This is a genomic window from Pseudomonas sp. HMSC057H01 (genome assembly GCF_001836405.1).
Lineage (GTDB): Bacteria > Pseudomonadota > Gammaproteobacteria > Pseudomonadales > Pseudomonadaceae > Pseudomonas > Pseudomonas aeruginosa.
The window spans coordinates 39,957-55,551 of record NZ_KV828490.1; the positions used below are offsets into that span (position 1 = coordinate 39,957).

The 15,595-nt window shown below is 67.8% G+C and carries 15 protein-coding genes; 3 read left to right on the forward strand and 12 right to left on the reverse strand.

The genetic code is table 11. The features are described 5' to 3' along the window. Positions 1-30: 30 nt before the first annotated feature. The 12 genes from HMPREF2581_RS18700 to HMPREF2581_RS18755 all read right to left on the reverse strand — a co-directional run bounded on the left by HMPREF2581_RS18700 (position 31) and on the right by HMPREF2581_RS18755 (position 10,278). The gene (locus HMPREF2581_RS18700; protein WP_003087507.1) at positions 31-1,098 is read right to left on the reverse strand and encodes an AI-2E family transporter; all 1,068 of its coding nucleotides are present in this window, start codon (positions 1,096-1,098) and stop codon (positions 31-33) included. A gap of 165 nt (positions 1,099-1,263) precedes the next feature. Continuing rightward, the gene (locus HMPREF2581_RS18705; RefSeq protein ID WP_003087504.1) at positions 1,264-2,070 is read right to left on the reverse strand and encodes a DUF4892 domain-containing protein; all 807 of its coding nucleotides are present in this window, start codon (positions 2,068-2,070) and stop codon (positions 1,264-1,266) included. 8 nt (positions 2,071-2,078) lie between these two features. After that, positions 2,079-2,741, reverse strand: a complete 663-nt coding sequence (locus tag HMPREF2581_RS18710; protein WP_003087500.1) for a glutathione S-transferase family protein — start codon at positions 2,739-2,741, stop codon at positions 2,079-2,081. A gap of 79 nt (positions 2,742-2,820) precedes the next feature. Next, positions 2,821-3,681: an alpha/beta fold hydrolase gene (locus tag HMPREF2581_RS18715; protein ID WP_003097867.1), complete on the reverse strand. Its 861-nt coding sequence runs from the start codon at positions 3,679-3,681 to the stop codon at positions 2,821-2,823. Continuing rightward, positions 3,678-4,490 (reverse strand): alpha/beta fold hydrolase, encoded by an 813-nt coding sequence (locus HMPREF2581_RS18720; protein ID WP_003087496.1) that lies wholly within the window; start codon positions 4,488-4,490, stop codon positions 3,678-3,680. Before HMPREF2581_RS18720 ends, HMPREF2581_RS18715 begins: the two co-directional genes overlap by 4 nt. 101 nt (positions 4,491-4,591) lie before the next feature. Continuing rightward, on the reverse strand, positions 4,592-5,233 hold the full coding sequence (locus HMPREF2581_RS18725) for a LysE family translocator (RefSeq protein ID WP_003120430.1): 642 nt from the start codon (positions 5,231-5,233) through the stop codon (positions 4,592-4,594). A 40-nt stretch (positions 5,234-5,273) separates the two neighbouring features. After that, a complete protein-coding gene (locus HMPREF2581_RS18730; RefSeq protein WP_003140138.1) occupies positions 5,274-6,098 on the reverse strand; it encodes an AraC family transcriptional regulator in 825 nt (274 codons plus the stop codon). Between the two features lie 57 nt (positions 6,099-6,155). Continuing rightward, positions 6,156-6,593 carry a hotdog fold thioesterase gene (locus HMPREF2581_RS18735; protein ID WP_003087490.1) on the reverse strand — a complete coding sequence of 146 codons (438 nt, stop codon included), beginning with the start codon at positions 6,591-6,593 and terminating at the stop codon, positions 6,156-6,158. Positions 6,594-6,645: 52 nt separating this feature from the next. Beyond that, complete coding sequence (locus HMPREF2581_RS18740; RefSeq protein ID WP_003140141.1) at positions 6,646-8,313, reverse strand: AMP-binding protein; 1,668 nt, start codon at positions 8,311-8,313, stop codon at positions 6,646-6,648. A gap of 126 nt (positions 8,314-8,439) precedes the next feature. After that, positions 8,440-8,904: a phosphohistidine phosphatase SixA gene (gene sixA / locus HMPREF2581_RS18745; protein WP_003117751.1), complete on the reverse strand. Its 465-nt coding sequence runs from the start codon at positions 8,902-8,904 to the stop codon at positions 8,440-8,442. Continuing rightward, a complete protein-coding gene (locus HMPREF2581_RS18750; protein WP_003097882.1) occupies positions 8,901-9,242 on the reverse strand; it encodes a DUF4389 domain-containing protein in 342 nt (113 codons plus the stop codon). Before HMPREF2581_RS18750 ends, sixA begins: the two co-directional genes overlap by 4 nt. Positions 9,243-9,255: 13 nt before the next feature. Then, positions 9,256-10,278: an NAD(P)H-dependent glycerol-3-phosphate dehydrogenase gene (locus HMPREF2581_RS18755; RefSeq protein ID WP_003109958.1), complete on the reverse strand. Its 1,023-nt coding sequence runs from the start codon at positions 10,276-10,278 to the stop codon at positions 9,256-9,258. 150 nt (positions 10,279-10,428) lie between these two features. On the opposite strand from HMPREF2581_RS18755, the gene HMPREF2581_RS18760 reads away from it, so the two are divergent. The 3 genes from HMPREF2581_RS18760 to HMPREF2581_RS18770 all read left to right on the forward strand — a co-directional run bounded on the left by HMPREF2581_RS18760 (position 10,429) and on the right by HMPREF2581_RS18770 (position 15,428). After that, positions 10,429-12,546 (forward strand): TonB-dependent receptor plug domain-containing protein, encoded by a 2,118-nt coding sequence (locus HMPREF2581_RS18760; RefSeq protein WP_003140144.1) that lies wholly within the window; start codon positions 10,429-10,431, stop codon positions 12,544-12,546. A gap of 171 nt (positions 12,547-12,717) precedes the next feature. Beyond that, the gene (locus HMPREF2581_RS18765; RefSeq protein WP_003140145.1) at positions 12,718-13,476 is read left to right on the forward strand and encodes a hypothetical protein; all 759 of its coding nucleotides are present in this window, start codon (positions 12,718-12,720) and stop codon (positions 13,474-13,476) included. Further along, the gene (locus HMPREF2581_RS18770) at positions 13,473-15,428 is read left to right on the forward strand and encodes an ATP-binding protein (RefSeq protein ID WP_003140146.1); all 1,956 of its coding nucleotides are present in this window, start codon (positions 13,473-13,475) and stop codon (positions 15,426-15,428) included. Before HMPREF2581_RS18765 ends, HMPREF2581_RS18770 begins: the two co-directional genes overlap by 4 nt. Positions 15,429-15,595: the final 167 nt, after the last annotated feature.

The window sequence follows — 15,595 nt, forward strand, 5'->3', positions numbered from 1 at the left end:
CGCATCGCGGGGCTTTTTCTCCTTCGTCACTCAGGCATCCGGGCCGCGCCCTTCGCCGGGCGGCGTCCGCGGCGTGCTGGCGATCCAGTCGCTGAGCAGGTTGTAGGCCACTGCCAGCAGGATCGGGCCGAGGAACAGGCCCATGAAGCCGAACGCCAGCAGGCCGCCGAACACCCCGAGCAGCACCACCACCAGCGGCAGGTTGCCGCCACGGCTGATCAGGTAGGGTTTGAGGATGTTGTCCACCCCGCTGATGATGAAGAAGCCCCACAGGCCGAGGAACACCCCGTGGCCATAGTCGCCCTTGAAGAACAGCCAGGCGGTGGCCGGGCCCCAGACCAGCGGCGGGACCATCAGCAGGCTGCAGGCGAAGGTCAGCAGGCCGAGCAGCATGGCTCCCGGTACGCCGGCGATCGTGAAGCCGATCCAGGCCAGCAGGGCTTGCGCCGCGGCGGTGCCGATCACCCCGTTGACCACCCGCTGTACGGTGCCGGCGACAAGGTCGCGATAGTGCTCCGCGCGGTTGCCGATCAGGCGTTCCAGGGCACGGTGGACGATGGACTCCAGGCGCGGCCCGTCGCGGTAGAAGAAGAAGATCAGGATCAGACTGAGGACCAGTTCCAGGATCCCTCCACCGATCTTCGCGCTGCGCGCCAGCAGCCAGTTGCCGACCTCGCCGACATAGGGCTTGAGCACGTAGAAGAACGCCACGCCCTGTTGGTCGATGGAGTTCCACCAGCCGATCAGGCGGTCGCCGATCAGCGGAACGCCGGCCATCCACGAAGGCGGCGGCGGCAGGCCCTCGACCTGGAGATTCTTCAATAGCTCCATCAGCGAACGAACGTTGTCCGCCAGGCCGAAGCCGAGCCAGATCAGCGGCAACGCCACCAGGACGATCCAGCCCAGGGTCAGCAGGCCCGCCGCCAGCGACTCGCGGCCACCGAGCAGGCGCGTGAGCATACGCATCAGCGGCCAACTGGCGAAAGCCAGCACCGCGGCCCAGAACAGCGCCGACCAGAATGGCGCCAGCACCCAGAGACTGGCACCGAGCAGGCCGAACAACAGCACGCGAAGCAACAGCCGATCGTTATCGAACATCAAGGCAGGCCTTCCTCAAAGGGGGATACACCGATAGACAGCGCTCGGCGTGCGCCGTTTCCAGCCGGAGCGTGGGGCGCGGGGGAAAGGCAGTCTACTCTGGCGGGCGGCCTTGCCGAAGGCATTTTCGCCATCGCCCGGGCCCGCAGGCCCGGGCGAACGCGTTCAACGCAGCCAGTTGAGGTGCAGGCCCTCGACCTCCGACTGGCCCAGCTCCATGCGGCTGTTCAGCACGCCCTGCCCGCGCAGGGCGTCGCGCCACTCCTGGGCGTGCTTGCCGGACAGCTCGACCCGCACACCGGTATCCAGGCGCAGGGTCCGCACCAGCAACTCCAGCCAGGAGCCGGCCGGCTCCGCCGGCACATGGCTGAGGGTCAGTTCGCCGTTGGCCTTGAGCAGGCGCAGCAGGGTCGCCGGGCTCGGCAGCAGTTCCCCCAGCGGCGCATCGGCCTTGAGTTCCTCGGCCTGCAGGTAGGCGCGGCGATTGCCGCGGGTGATCGAGTAGACCGCCACCAGGCTGTTCTCCTGTGGCGCCGCCAGGCGCACCAGCAGGTAGGCCTGCTGCTCGTCCGGGCCGTACAGCTTGGCATTGCCGAACACGGCGTTGGCCAGCAGGCTGCTGGAGCCGCAGTCGCGCCGCTCGCACCAGAACAACGGCGTGGCGTCGGCCTTGAGCAGCGCAGTGCGCGCCGCGGCGAACGCCTCCTGACTGCTGTGCTCGGGCGGCAAGCGGTAGGTCAGCGCGGTCAGCTCGCCTTCGGCGCGCACCTCGCCCTCCATGCGCAGGCGACCGCTGATGCGGCTGATCGCCCCTAGCGGGTAGATCCGCTCCTCGCTCGGCGCCTGGCGGAAGTCGACGATCTCGGCGCGCGGGAAGCGCGGCAGGACGTCCAGGTCATGGCTGCCGGGAAGGTCGGCGGCCAGCGCCGAAAAGCTGAAAACGCCCAGGGATAGCAACAGGAACCCTCGCATACCGGCCCTCAACGGGTCAGCATCGACTGGGCGGTACGGATGGCGTCGTCGCCCTCCTTCTCCCGCCGCGGCACCAGCAGTCCGCGCTGCACCGCGGGACGCGCCTCGATGGCGGCGATCCAGCGTTGCAGGTTGTCCAGCCCGTCGACGGCGACACCGGACCAGTCGTGGATGCGCACCCAGGGATAGGTGGCGATATCGGCAATGCTGTAGTCGCCGGCGAGGTACTCGGCCTCGCCCAGGCGACCGTCGAGAACTTCGTAGAGGCGCCGGGTCTCATGCTGGTAGCGGTCGATGGCGCCCTGCAACTTCTCCGGGAAATAACGGAAGAACACGTTGGCCTGCCCCTGCATCGGGCCGACCCCACCCATCTGGAACATCAGCCACTGGATCACCCGCGAGCGACCCTTGACGTCGGCGGGCATCAGTTGCCCGGTCTTCTCGGCGAGGTAGATGAGGATCGCGCCCGACTCGAAGACGGCGAAGTCGTCGTTGTCGCGGTCGACGATGGCCGGGATGCGGCCGTTGGGATTGATCCTGAGGAATTCCGGAGCCTTCTGCTCCTTCTTGTCGAACGACAGCGCGTGCACCCTGTAGGGCAGGCCCATTTCCTCGAGGGCGATGGAAACCTTGTGGCCGTTCGGCGTGGCGGCGGTGTAGAGATCGATCATGCGGTGACTCTCCGTAACGATCCGTCCAGCCTTACGGCTGGACCCGGAATAGTCAAGGAAACAACGGCAAGCCGGTGTTTCAGCGCGCGAAGAAGGCCGCGAAGACTCTGGCCACCGCCTGCGCCCCGGCCTCATCGTCCAGATGCAGGTGATGCCCGCCCGGCAGGTGGTGCCGCTCGAACGGCAGGGTCTCCAGCAGCGCCCGCATGCGCGGCTCCACCGCCAGCATGCCCTGTTCGGCCAGTACCAGGCTGACCGGGCATTCCACGCTGCGCACGAAGTTCAGCGCGTGGGCCTGGGTCAGGCGCAGCGGCGACGGTAGGGTCAGGCGCGCGTCGGTGCGCCAGGTATAGCCACCGGGCACCGGTTCCAGGCCGCGCTGGGCGAGCAGTTCGGCGGCCTCCCGGGAGATCTCGCCGACCCCGCGCATCCGCGCTTCCACGGCTTTTTCCAGCTCGGCATAGACCGGCTTGCGCTTGTGGCGTAGCGCCAGTTGCGCCTTCAGCGCTTCGCCGAGCTTCTGCGGCGCCTTGTCGGCTTCGCCAGTGTAGGGAATCAGGCCATCGATCAACGCCAGCCGCTCGATGCGCTCGGGCAAGGCCCCGGCGAGCAGCACCGAGACGATGGCGCCCATCGAGTGCCCCAACAGGGAAAACCGCTCCCAGCCCAGTTGCTCGGCCACCATCAGCACGTCCAGCGCGTAGTCCCAGAGCAGGTAGCTGGCACCCTCGGCACGATGCGCAGAATGCCCGTGGCCGGCGAAGTCGAGGGCGACGATACGCAGCCCAGCGAGCTTCGGCGCCAGGCGCGAGAAGCTCATGGCGTTGTCCAGCCAGCCATGCAGGGCGATCACCGGCTTGCCGTCCGGCGGACCGAACAGATGCGCGGCCAGTTCGATGTGCGGCAGGCTGATGCGTACTTCCTCGACCTGCAGGCTCATGCCGAACGCTCCTCGGTCGCCCGCGACCAGCGATCGAACACGCCTTTCAGCAGTTCGGCGGTTTCCCGCGGGCGCTCCAGCGGGAACATGTGGCCGCCGGGCAGCGACATGAACTCGCCGCGCGGCATCGCCCGGATCAGCCGGGTGTGGTGCGGCAACACCACCTTGCTGTGCCGCCCGCGCACCATCGCCAGCGGCACCTGCAACTGCCGCGCACGCCCCGGACTGCTGTGCGGCACGCTGCGGTAGATGCTGATCTCGGTGGCCGGATCGAAGCGCAGGCGCAGGCCGGAACCGCCGCCGCTGTCGGCCAGCCCGTGGCGTACGTAGGCCTCCAGGCAATCGGGGTCGAAACGGCGGAACAGCGCCTTGCCGGAGAAGTAGGCCCGCGCCTCTTCCAGGTCGGGGAACGCCTCGCGACGCCCCAGGGTGCGCCCGGCCGGAGTGATCCGGTCGATGAAGCCGAAGCGCTTGGCGGCACGGATCACCAGGCGGTCGGCGAGGGTCAGCACCGGCGAATCGAGCATCACCACGCCGCGGTAGAGTTCCGGCCGGCGCAGCGCCGCGTGGTAGTGCAGCACGCCGCCGAGGGAATGGCCGACGCCCCAGACCGGCTGTTCCAGGCTGGCGAGATGGTGCAGCAGTTCGTCCACCAGGTTGTCCCAGTTGTCGTTCACCGGGAAACGCGGGTCGTGCCCGTGCATTTCCAGGTGATCCACCCGGTACTCCGGCGCCAACGCCTCGAACAGCTTGGCGTAGGTAGCCGACGGGAAGCCGTTGGCGTGGGCGAAGAAAACCGATTGCGACATGCGCGACGTCTCGACAGGGCTGATGCCAGGGATTCTCCGGCAGCCTCGCCGAGGCGGCAATGGCTTTGCCGGCTGCCTTGCACGGCGAAGCGGCCAAAACCTCAGGCAGAGCGGACGAGATGCTCGAGGATCGCCGCCGCCACCAGCAGGAACACCACCCCGCAGGCCGCGTCCAGCCAGGGCACCGCGCGCAACAGGCGGGCCTGCAGGGCCGGGCGGGTAAGGGTCAGGCTGAGCAGGCCGAACCAGCAGGCGCCCATGCCGAACAGCAGCGCCGCCACCGCCAGCTTGCCGCCGAGCGACATCTGCGCAGGAATCAGGCTGCCGAGCAAGGCGATGAAGAACACCAGCGCCTTGGGATTGAACAGATTGGTCGCCACCCCACGCAGCCAGGGCCCCAGGGGCGACGGCGGCAGCGCCCCGTCGAGCCGGCCCGGCTGGCCGTCGCCGCGCCGCAGCCAGGCGCGCAGCGCGCCGACGCCGAGCCAGGCCAGGTACAGCGCGCCGAGCGCCTGCAGGATGGCGAACAGCACAGGCGTACGGCTGAGCAGCAGCGACACGCCGGTCAGCACCAGGGTGGTATGCAGGAGAATCCCGCAGGCCAGCCCCAGCGCGCTGGCCAGGCCGGCCCGCCGCCCCTGGTGCAGGGACGTGCGCACCACCAGGGCGACATCGGGACCGGGGCTGACCAGGGCGACGGCGAACACCGCCGCCAGGGTCAGCAAGACAGACAATTCCTGCATGGCTACTCCACGAAAAAGGGATCGGAAAGGAAAACGCGATTCAGCGCTGGCGCAGGCGCGCCGGCGGTAACCCGTAGGTGCGACGGAACAGACGGCTGAAGTGCGCCTGGTCGTAGAAACCGAACTGCTGGGCCACCTGGCTCAACGGCTGCTCGCCGCGCAGTACCAGCGGCAAGGCGCGCTCCAGACGCAGTTGGGTCAGCCACTGGTGGGGCGGCAGGCCACAGTGACGGCGGAAGCGCCGCAGCGCCTGCCAGGGGCTCAGGCCGCAGAAGGCGGCCAGTTCCTCCAGGTTCGGCGGGTACTCCAGGCGCGACTCCAGCCAGTCGCGCAGCCGCGTCCAGTCGCGCTGGCCGAAGCCTTCCCGGTCGCCCTCCTCCAGGCGCAGGCTGCTGCCCAGGCTGAGCAGGCAGGCCAGCGCCTGCCAGAGGTGCTCTTCCAGGGCCAGACGGTTCTCCAGCGCCGCCGCTCCGCCGAGCATGCCCAGGTGCAACTGACGCAGGCGCTGCTGCAGACGCTCGTCGCGGACCAGGCTGCTGGTCAGGCGCGGCGCCCCCCGGCGGCCGTCGCTGAAGTCGCGGCTGGCGCGCTCCAGCCAGTCGGCATCGAGCGCCAGGACGCGGATACGGTAGCCCTCCTCGCCGGCGCTGCTGCCGTCGTGGATGCTTTCCGGCGCCATCAGCAACGCGTCGCCGGCCCCGGCCAGGCGCCGTTCGCCGCCGGCGGCATAGCGATGCCGGCCCTGCAGCAGCAAGCCGATGTGGTACTCCAGGTGGAAGTGCCGGGGAAAGGAAAAGCGGTTGTGCTCGGCGTCGATCAGGCGTACGCCGGGAATCCCGCTGCTGAGATGGGTGATCTGCTCCATCCCGCTACTCTACCGCCAGCGGGACGGAACGATCTTGGACAAAATTGCGGACCGCGCTCAGCCCGCCCTGCCCGCCAGCGGCACCACCGCCATGGTCAGGCGGGCGATGCAGCTCGGCTTGCCGTCGTCGCCACTGAGGCGGATGTCCCAGACATGGGTGGTACGCCCCAGGTGGATCGCCCTGGCCACCGCAGTGACCCGGCCGCTGCGCAGGCCGCGCAGGTGGTTGGCGTTCACTTCCAGGCCGACGCAGTAGTACTGGCTGGTGTCGACGCACAGGTAGCTGGCCATCGAGCCCAGGCTTTCCGCGAGGACCACCGAGGCGCCGCCGTGCAGCAGGCCGAACGGCTGGTGGGTACGCGAGTCGACCGGCATGCTGGCGGTCAGCGACTCGTCGTCGAAGGCTTCGAAGCGGATGCCAAGCAGGTCGCCGATGCTGTTCTTCTGCGAGGCGTTCAGTTGCTCCAGGTCGGGCGTTTGTCGCCAGAGGCTCATGGGAATTCCTTGCGCAAGGGGGAAGCCCGGAAGGGCTTCCCGTCGGTGGGAGTCATTCGTGCCAGAGCACGGCCTCGCGGCGTTCCACCCATTCGTGGAAGCGCGAGCCATAGGCACCTTCCACCATATTGCGCTTGATCTTCAAGGTCGGCGTGAGGAAACCGTTGTCCACCGCCCAGGTTTCCTGCACCAGAACCAGGCCGACCAGGCGCTCGTGCTTGTCGAGCGCACCGTTGACCTGTTCCAGGTGCGCCCGCAGGCTGCTTTCCAGCGCCCCGCGGGTACCGTTGAGGGCCTCCCGGCGACCGACCTCGGAGAGCACGCAGAGCCCCAGCGGCGCGCTGAGGCCCTCGCCGACCACGCAGACCTGCTCGATGCGATCGTGCACCGCCAGGCGATTCTCGATCGGCGCCGGCGCCACGTACTTGCCCTTGCTGGTCTTGAAGATTTCCTTCATCCGCCCGGTCAGGCGCAGGTTGCCGTCGGCGTCCTGCTCGCCCTTGTCGCCGGTGCGCAGGAAACCGTCGGAGGTGAGCACCTCGGCGGTCTTCTCCGGCTCCTTGTAGTAGCCGACCATGGTTGCGCCGCTACGCACCTGCACCTCGCCCTCGTCGCTGATGCGTACCTCGACGCCGGGGCTGTTCTGGCCGATCCAGCCGGTCTTCTGCCGGCCGGGCCGGCAGACGTGGGAGTAGCCGCTGTTCTCGGTCATCCCGTAGACCTCGAGCACGTCCAGGCCCAGGCGGCGATACCAGAGCAGCAGCGCCTCGGGTACCGGCGCCGCGCCGCAGAGCGCGTAGCGCACCGCGTCCAGGCCTAGCCCGGCGAGCACCTTGCGACCGACGATGCGGCCGAGGATCGGCAGCTTCAGCAGGCGGTCGAGCTTCTGCGCCGGCATCTTCGAATACACCCCCATCTGGAACTTGGTCCAGATGCGCGGCACGCCGAACAGCAGGGTCGGCCGCGCACGCTTCATGTCCTCGAGGAAGGTGTCCAGGCTTTCGGCGAAGAACACCGTGGTTCCCCCGTAGAGCGACCCCATCTCGACGAACATCCGCTCCGCCACGTGGCACAGCGGCAGGTAGGAGAGCATCCGGTCGTCTTCGCGAGTGCCGAACAGTTCCACGCCGCGGCTGGCGGCGAAGGCGAAACTGCTGAAGTTGTGCATCACCCCCTTGGGCACGCCGGTGGTTCCAGAGGTGTAGATCAGGGTGGCGAGTTGCTCGGCGGCGGTCGGCGTGTCGCCTTCGAGCGGCGCGCAGGCCTGCAGGTCGCTCCACTGGCGGTCGAAACGCCCTTCCGGGTGCAACGGCATGGCCACGGTCGGTATGCCCTCGGGGACTCCGGGCGCCATCGCCGGCCAGTCGTCGAGCTTGCCGACGAAGACCACCGCCGACTCGGAATGCTCCAGCACCTGGCGCGCCGACTCGGCGGTGAGATTGGGATAGAGGGGGACGGAAACGTGCCCGGCCATCCAGATCGCCAGGTCAGTGACGATCCAGTGCGCACAGTTCTTCGAGATGATCGCGATACGGCTGCCGGCGGGGAGATCCAGGCTGCGCAACCAGGCGGCTGCACGCCGCGCCTGGTCGCCCACCTCGCCCCAGCTCAGCTCCTCGACCCGGCCGCCACCGATGGGCTGCACCAGGTAACGCCGTTGCGGATGACGCTTTTCGCGCTCGAAGAAGACTTCGAGCGGCAGACGATTTGCAGTGACCACGTACCGCCTCCGTTGTTGTTGTTCTGGGAGATCGACCAAGCACTTGCTTGGTCGAATATTCCATCACAGCCAACCGCAGGCAAGCCGGGAAATGTTTCGGTTTGTAGTCATTGCGCCAGGCGCTTCCTAGCCGTGCCGCGGGTGATGCAGCGAGACCAGGGTCATCAGCCCGGCGGCGGCGAAGTCGCCTTCCAGCTCGGCCAGCGAGGCAGTGCTCATCGGCAACGGATCACGCCGGTTGCCATGCACCAGCAGACCGCCCAGCGCTCCGACCAGGGGCTGGTGGCTGACCAGCAGGAGATTGCGCTCGCTGCGCTCGTCGAGGAAACCGAGCACCTCGCGCGGATCGTCGTCGGGGGTCAACCAGGGGGCGGTGCCGACCGGCTCGACCAGGCCCAGTGCCTCGCGCACCAGCTCGGCGGTCTGCTGGGCGCGCACGTAGGGGCTGGCGAGAATCCCGTCCAGCGGCAACCCGGCCAGCCGCGCGGCGCTCTGCAGCACTTCCTTGCGTCCATGGGCGGTCAGGCGCCGCTCGGAGTCCCGGCTGGCGTGCGGTTCGGCCTCGCCGTGGCGCAACAGCCAGAGCTTCACAACTTCGGCTCTTCGTCGCGCGCCGGGTGCGCGGCGGGCGGCACGCTGTGGGCGGCCTCGCCCTCGGCGGCGCGGGCGCTCGGCCAGTCGGCGAACGGCCAGGGTTTCTCGTCGCTGTGGAAGGTACCAAAACGGCCGATCTGCGCCAGGTATTGGCTGAGGCTATCGCCGAAAGCCATCAGGCTGCCGTTCGGCGCGCCGTAGATCAGTCGGTAGACCAGCTGGATCACCACCACCGCCCCGAGGAGCAGTTCGGCGACCTGCCAGACCAGGACGAACAGCAGCATCCAGAGGATGCGGATGGCGATCGATTCGCGTGCTTGCGGGTCTGCGGACATGGCGGTCTCCTCGTCAGAAGCCGGTGGTGGGAATGAAATCGACGTCGGTCTTCGGCTCGCCGCGCATCAGCAGCTGGATGACCTGCGCCAGGGTGCGGCCTTCGAAGAGGATCGCATGGAGACCGGCGACCAGCGGCATGTACACCTGCATCTCGTCGGACTTTTCCTTGAGTACCTTGAGAGTGTTCACACCCTCCGCGGTCTCGCCCATGCGCGATACCGCCTCCTCCAGGCTGAGCCCCTCGCCGAGGGCGTGGCCGACCTGGTAGTTGCGGCTCTTCGGCGAGGAACAGGTGACGATCAGGTCGCCGACGCCGGCGAGGCCGAGAAAGGTCATCGGGTTGGCACCGAGCTTGACGGCGAACCGGGTCATTTCCGCCAGCGCGCGGGTGATCAGCATGCTGCGGGTGTTCTCGCCCATGTCCATCGCCGCGGCCAGGCCGGCCATGATCGCGTAGACGTTCTTCAGCGCACCGCCGAGTTCCACGCCGAAGCGGTCGCGGCTGGCGTAGACGCGGAAGGTGCGGCCGTGCAGGGCCGCCTGGACGCGGGCGCACAGCTCGTCGTCCTCGCTGGCGACCACCGTGGCGGTCAGCTCGTGCTCTGCGATCTCGCGCGCCAGGTTCGGGCCGGAAATCACCCCGATGCGGGCTTGCGGGGCGATTTCCTCGAGGATCTCACTCATCAGCTTGAAGGTGTGCGCCTCGATGCCCTTGGTCAGGCTCACCAGCAGCTTGTCCGTCAATGCCGCCTGGTGTGGTTGCAGCACCTTGCGCAGGGCGCTGGAGGGCAAGGCGACGAAGATCAGTTGGCAATCGGCCAGGGTGCGCTCCAGGTCGGTGACCGGGTCGACTCCGGGATGCACCTTGACCCCTTTCAGGTAGCGCGGGTTCTCGCGTCGTGTGCGGATCGCCTCGGCCTGTTCCGGGTCGCGCATCCACTGGCGGACCGCCTGGCCGTTCTCGGCCAGCAGGTTGGCGATGGCGGTGCCGAAACTGCCGCCGCCGAGCACGGCAATCGGTTGCTGCTCTGTCATGATTCATCCATTTCTGGCCGCCACGCGGCAATCACGCCATTATACGGTCGGCCAGCCGGCCGACCAGTCTTGACGCCGGCGCTGGCAAAAGCCCGCGCCTCGTTTACCATGCCCGGGCCAGACAATACCTATCGAGAACAAGGTCGTTCCGTGCCCATCGCTTCGCGTGCTCCCGTCTCCCTGACCCTGCTGGCCCTGCTGGCCCTGCTGTTCGGCAGCAAGCTCGCGGCCGCCGACCTGTTCAACGATCCCAGCGGCGTTCCCGAAGTATTGACCGCGACACGCCTGAAACAATCCCCGGCGGAAGTTCCCGGCAGCATCAGCGTGCTCGACCGCGAGCTGATCGTCGCCAGCGGCGCCCGCGACATTCCCGAACTGATGCGCCTGGTCCCGGGCATGATGGTCGGCTACCTGTCCGGCAACCAGCCCACGGTCAACTACCACGGCACCAGCATGTCGGGGGCGCGGCGCCTGCAAGTACTGATCGACGGTCGCTCGGTGTACCGCCCGGGCCTCGCCAGCGTCGACTGGAGCGACCTGCCGCTGGCCCTCGAGGATGTCGAGCGGATCGAAGTGTTCCGCGGTCCGAATACCGTCAGCTACGGCGCCAACGCATTGATGGGGGTGATCAACATCATCACCCGGGCCCCCGGCGAGTCGCCCGGCACGCGCCTGAAATACACCGCAGGCCAGCGCGGCATCCGCGACTGGTACGCCAGCCAGAGCATCGCCCTGGAAGACAGCGACTTCCGCCTGTCGCTGTCCGGCCAGGAAGACGACGGCTTCGACCACGACCTCGACGGTCACGCCCTGCGCGACGGCCGCCGGCTCAGCCGCTTCAACCTCAACGCCAGCCACAGCCTGGCGCCGAACCAGAGCCTGGAGTGGCAACTGGCGGCCAAGGAAGGCTCGAACCAGCACCCCTACGCCTACCGCTCGCCGTTTCCCCAGGTTCCCGACGACGTCGACAACTCCGATACGCTCGCCCACGACTATGCCGGTTCGCTGCGCTGGAACGTCGACCTCGACCCACGCCACAGCTTCTATATACAAGGCTACGCGCAGCACTGGGAGCGCCGGCAGGAATGGAACGCCTGCGAGGCGGGCATCGCCTTCAGCCCGCAACTGGCGCAACTCTGGGAACTGAACCCGGACTACCTGCGCAGGTTCGCCGACGACCCTACCCGGCTGCCGCCCGGCAGCGCCCAGGAGCTGCAACTGGCGACCCAGGTCCTCGACCAGCTACGCAACGGCGGACTGCGCCCGGTCTGCGGACGGGTCGACCGCAACATCCGGGAAAGCCGCTACGACCTGGAGATGCAGGACACCCTCAGCCTGGGCGACAACCTGCGCCTGCTGAACGGCCTGAGCTACCGCTACGACCAGGCAAACTCCGAGACCTTCTACGGCGGCAGGGTCAGCAGCCAGATCTGGCGGCTGTTCAGCCAGTTGGAGTGGCATGCCGGCGAACACTGGCTGCTGCAGGGCGGCGGGATGCTCGAAGACGTCGAGGGCTCCGGCAGCTCGTTCAGCCCGCGGCTGGCGGTGAACTACCTGTTCAACCCCCAGCACAGTCTGCGCGCGGTCTATTCGGAGGCGGTGCGGTCGCCGGGCATGTACGAAAACGACGTCGACTGGCGCTACCGGGTCCGCCACCTGACACCGGCGCCCTACGGGCAGAGCGAAGCCTACTACTTCGCCAGCGCCCACGGCCCCGGCGACCTGGGCAAGGAACACACCCGTTCGCGCGAGATCGGCTACAACGGTTTTTTCCGCGAGACCGGGCTGGCCATGGATGTGCGCCTGTTCCACGAGGAAATCACCGGACTGATCAGCGATCCGCTCAGCGTCGTCGACTTCAGCCCGGACAACGGCGATCGCATCCGCTTCTCCGGCGCGGAAGGCCAGCTCGACTGGCGCCTGGGCCTGCGCGACCGCCTGCGCGCCACCTACGCCTATCTCGACTACGACGCCACCAGTCGCTACGACCGGCGCCTGACCGCCCGCCACGGCGGCTCGGCCGGCTGGATGCGCGACTGGGGCCAAGGCTGGTCCAGCGCCCTCTTCTATTACGGCGACGATTCGCTCAATGGACATCGTTTCGAACGCGTCGACCTGCGCCTGGCCAAGCGCATTCCCCTGGGCAAGGCCGCCCTGGAATTGGCCGGCGTGCTCCAACAGCGTCTCGACGACCAACCGCTGACTTTTCCCGACAACCGCTACGACAGCCGCCACCTGCTCTACTTCAGCGCCGAGGTGACGTTCTAGATGCGTCGCTTGCGCCCCGCCCGTCGGGCTTTCCAGGCGCTGCTCGCGCTGGTCGTCTGCTGTCTCGCGCATGTCGGCGAGGCCGCGCAACTGGTCCTGGTCAGCGCCAACCAGGGGGCCGCGGTGAACGCCTTTCGCGACGCCCTGTCGCAGCGACGGCCGCAGGACCAGGTGGAACTGCGCACGCCCGCGGCCCTGGCGGAGGGGATGGTCTTCACCGACGACACCCGCCTGCTCCTGCTCGGCCCCGAGGCCCTGGCCTGGCGCCTGCGCCAGCACCGGGCGCCACCGACCCTGGCGCTGCTGCTCAACCGGGTCGATGGCCAGCGCCTGCTGCCAGGCGCCAACGGGCATGGCGGACACGGCGTCGGAGGGCTCTGCGTACTCTGGAGCGACCCGCCGGCGGCCCGCCAGCTCCGCCTGGCGCGCCTGATCCTGCCGGGCATCCAGCGCATCGGCGTGCTCTACGGCAAGGACAGCGAATTCCTCCTCGACGAGCTTCGCCGCGAGGCCCGCAGCCAGGGGCTCGAGCTGTTCGTCGCCAGCAGCAGCGGCAACGACGACCCGCGCCCGCTGCAGTTCCTGCTCGGCAATAGTGACCTGCTGCTCGGCATCGACGACAAACAGCTGTACAACTCGCAGAGCATCAAGAGCCTGCTGCTCGGCAGCTACGCCAAGAACCGCGCGCTGCTCGGACCCACCGCAGCCTTCGTCAAGGCCGGCAGCCTGGCGAGCAGCTACAGCGACCAGGAGGACTGGCTGGACACCCTCGACGAACTGCTCGGCCAGGCGCCCAGGCACTGGCCCCTCAGCCTCTATCCAGGGCATTTCAAGGTGCTCGGCAATCGGCAGGTAGCCCGTTCCCTGGGTATCGACCTGGCCAGCGACGCCGACCTCGGCCGGCGCCTCGCCGAAGGAGAAGAACCATGAGCCAGCGCCACGGCTGGGACATCCGTACCCGCATGCTGGCGATTAGCCTGGGCCCGGCGCTGCTGCTGACCCTGTTGCTCACCGCCTACTTCACCTACTCGCGCCTGCAGGACCTGCGCCAGGAACTGACCCATACCGGCCAGTTGATCGCCGACCAGTTGGCGCCGGCCGCCGAATACGGCGTGATCGCCGGCAACACGCCCGTGCTGCAGAAGCTGCTGCAGGCCACCCTCGACACCCCGCATGTGCGCTTCATCGAGGTACGCGACCGCAACGACAATATCCTGGTGTACGTCGAACAGTTGTCCGGCGCGTTGCAGAACGCCGCGCCGATCGACATCTTCCACTCCACCATCCAGCGCCAGCGCATCGCCCTGGCCAGCGACCCGCTGCTGGACGGCGCCAGCGAAGGCGACGGCCAGTCCGGCGAGGACTACCTCGGCCGGGTGGTGGTCGGCATGTCCAACGACGCCTTCAGCCAGCGGCAACAGGAAATCCTCCTGAAGGCCGCCCTGCTGGCCGCCTTCGCCCTGATCCTCACCTTCCTCGTCGCGCGCCGCCTGGCGCAGCGCCTGTCGGCGCCGATCAGTACCATGGGCCAGGCGGTCGAGGCGATCCAGAGCGGCGACTACAAGACCAGCCTGCCGATCCTCGACGACGGCGAGATCGGCGACCTGGCCCGTCACATCAACAATCTCGCCAGCGGGCTGGACCGCGCGAGCCGGGAACAGGAACAGGCGATCGGCCAATTGATCAGCGCCCGCGAGGAAGCGGAGCAGGCGAACCGGGCGAAGTCCGACTTCCTGGCGATGATGAGCCACGAGCTTCGCACCCCGATGAACGGCGTGCTGGGCATGCTGCAACTGCTGGAAACCACCGAGCAGACCCGCGAACAGGCCGAGTACACGGCGCTGGCCACCGAGTCCACCGAACACCTGCTGAAGGTCATCAACGACATTCTCGATTTCTCAAGGATCGAACGCGGCGCGCTGGAACTGGAGTGCATTCCCTTCAACCTGCTGGAACTGGTGCAAGGCTCCGCCCTGGTGTTCCAGCACAGCGCCCAGCAACGCGGACTGGCGCTGGAATTGCAGATCCAGGCCGGCCTGGAGAATATCGAGGTCTGCGGCGATCCGACGCGTATCCGACAGATCCTGGTGAATCTGCTGGGTAATGCGCTGAAATTCACCGAGGAAGGCGCCATCCATCTCAGCCTGGAGTGGCAGGCGCTCGATCACGACGTACTGTGGCTGACCTGCGCGGTGCACGACAGCGGCATCGGCATCTCGCCGGAACGCCTGGAACATATGTTCGACGCCTTCCAGCAGGCGGATTCGTCGATTTCCCGGCGCTACGGCGGCACCGGGCTCGGCCTGGCGATCGCCAGGACCCTGGCGGAACGGATGGGCGGCACCCTGCAGGCAGAGAGCAAGGAAGGCTCGGGATCGACCTTCACCCTGGAGATTCCGCTGCCCTTCCAGCAGTCGCCGGCGCACCGGCAGCAGGCCGCTGGCGACGCCGCCCCGATTGCCGCCGGTCAGGAAATCCTCCTGGTCGAGGACAATCCGGTGAACCAGACAGTCATAGAAGCCATGTTGCGCAGCCTCGGCTATCGCGTCACCCTGGTCGCCGACGGTATCCAGGCGGTACGCAGCGCCGAGCGCCAGCGCTACGACGCGATCCTGATGGACTGCCGCCTGCCGGTGCTCGACGGCTACTCGGCGACACGGGAAATCAGGGCCCAGGAGAACGGCCGGCGGGTACCGATCATCGCCCTGACCGCCAACGCCCTGCAGGGCGATCGGGAGAACTGCCTGCAGGCGGGAATGAACGATTACCTGGCCAAGCCATTCAAACGGGCGGAATTGCAACGCATACTGCAACGCTGGATCGGCTCGCAGCCGGAACGCCCCGTGACGTCGAACGAAACCGGACGAGGGGAGCCGGAATGATCTACGACAAGGGCGGCAAGCGGACGCGGGAATAAAGTGAACATCTGTTCGCCGGACACTGTGACTTTCACCGCAACGCAACAGTCTATGACTAGGCTGCCGCTGCGACGCCGATACAATAACCCGGCGCGACGGCCGCTGGACGAACCGCCACAACCCTGCAGTTC

Bases quoted from the DNA above. Each gene is read 5' to 3' on its own strand.
- HMPREF2581_RS18755 (WP_003109958.1), bottom strand. From the start codon at position 10,278: ATGACAGAGCAGCAACCGATTGCCGTGCTCGGCGGCGGCAGTTTCGGC.
- HMPREF2581_RS18710 (WP_003087500.1), bottom strand. From the start codon at position 2,741: ATGATCGATCTCTACACCGCCGCCACGCCGAACGGCCACAAGGTTTCC.
- HMPREF2581_RS18770 (WP_003140146.1), top strand. From the start codon at position 13,473: ATGAGCCAGCGCCACGGCTGGGACATCCGTACCCGCATGCTGGCGATT.
- HMPREF2581_RS18720 (WP_003087496.1), bottom strand. From the start codon at position 4,490: ATGTCGCAATCGGTTTTCTTCGCCCACGCCAACGGCTTCCCGTCGGCT.
- HMPREF2581_RS18730 (WP_003140138.1), bottom strand. From the start codon at position 6,098: ATGGAGCAGATCACCCATCTCAGCAGCGGGATTCCCGGCGTACGCCTG.
- HMPREF2581_RS18750 (WP_003097882.1), bottom strand. From the start codon at position 9,242: ATGTCCGCAGACCCGCAAGCACGCGAATCGATCGCCATCCGCATCCTC.
- HMPREF2581_RS18705 (WP_003087504.1), bottom strand. From the start codon at position 2,070: ATGCGAGGGTTCCTGTTGCTATCCCTGGGCGTTTTCAGCTTTTCGGCG.
- HMPREF2581_RS18735 (WP_003087490.1), bottom strand. From the start codon at position 6,593: ATGAGCCTCTGGCGACAAACGCCCGACCTGGAGCAACTGAACGCCTCG.
- HMPREF2581_RS18725 (WP_003120430.1), bottom strand. From the start codon at position 5,233: ATGCAGGAATTGTCTGTCTTGCTGACCCTGGCGGCGGTGTTCGCCGTC.
- HMPREF2581_RS18715 (WP_003097867.1), bottom strand. From the start codon at position 3,681: ATGAGCCTGCAGGTCGAGGAAGTACGCATCAGCCTGCCGCACATCGAA.
- HMPREF2581_RS18700 (WP_003087507.1), bottom strand. From the start codon at position 1,098: ATGTTCGATAACGATCGGCTGTTGCTTCGCGTGCTGTTGTTCGGCCTG.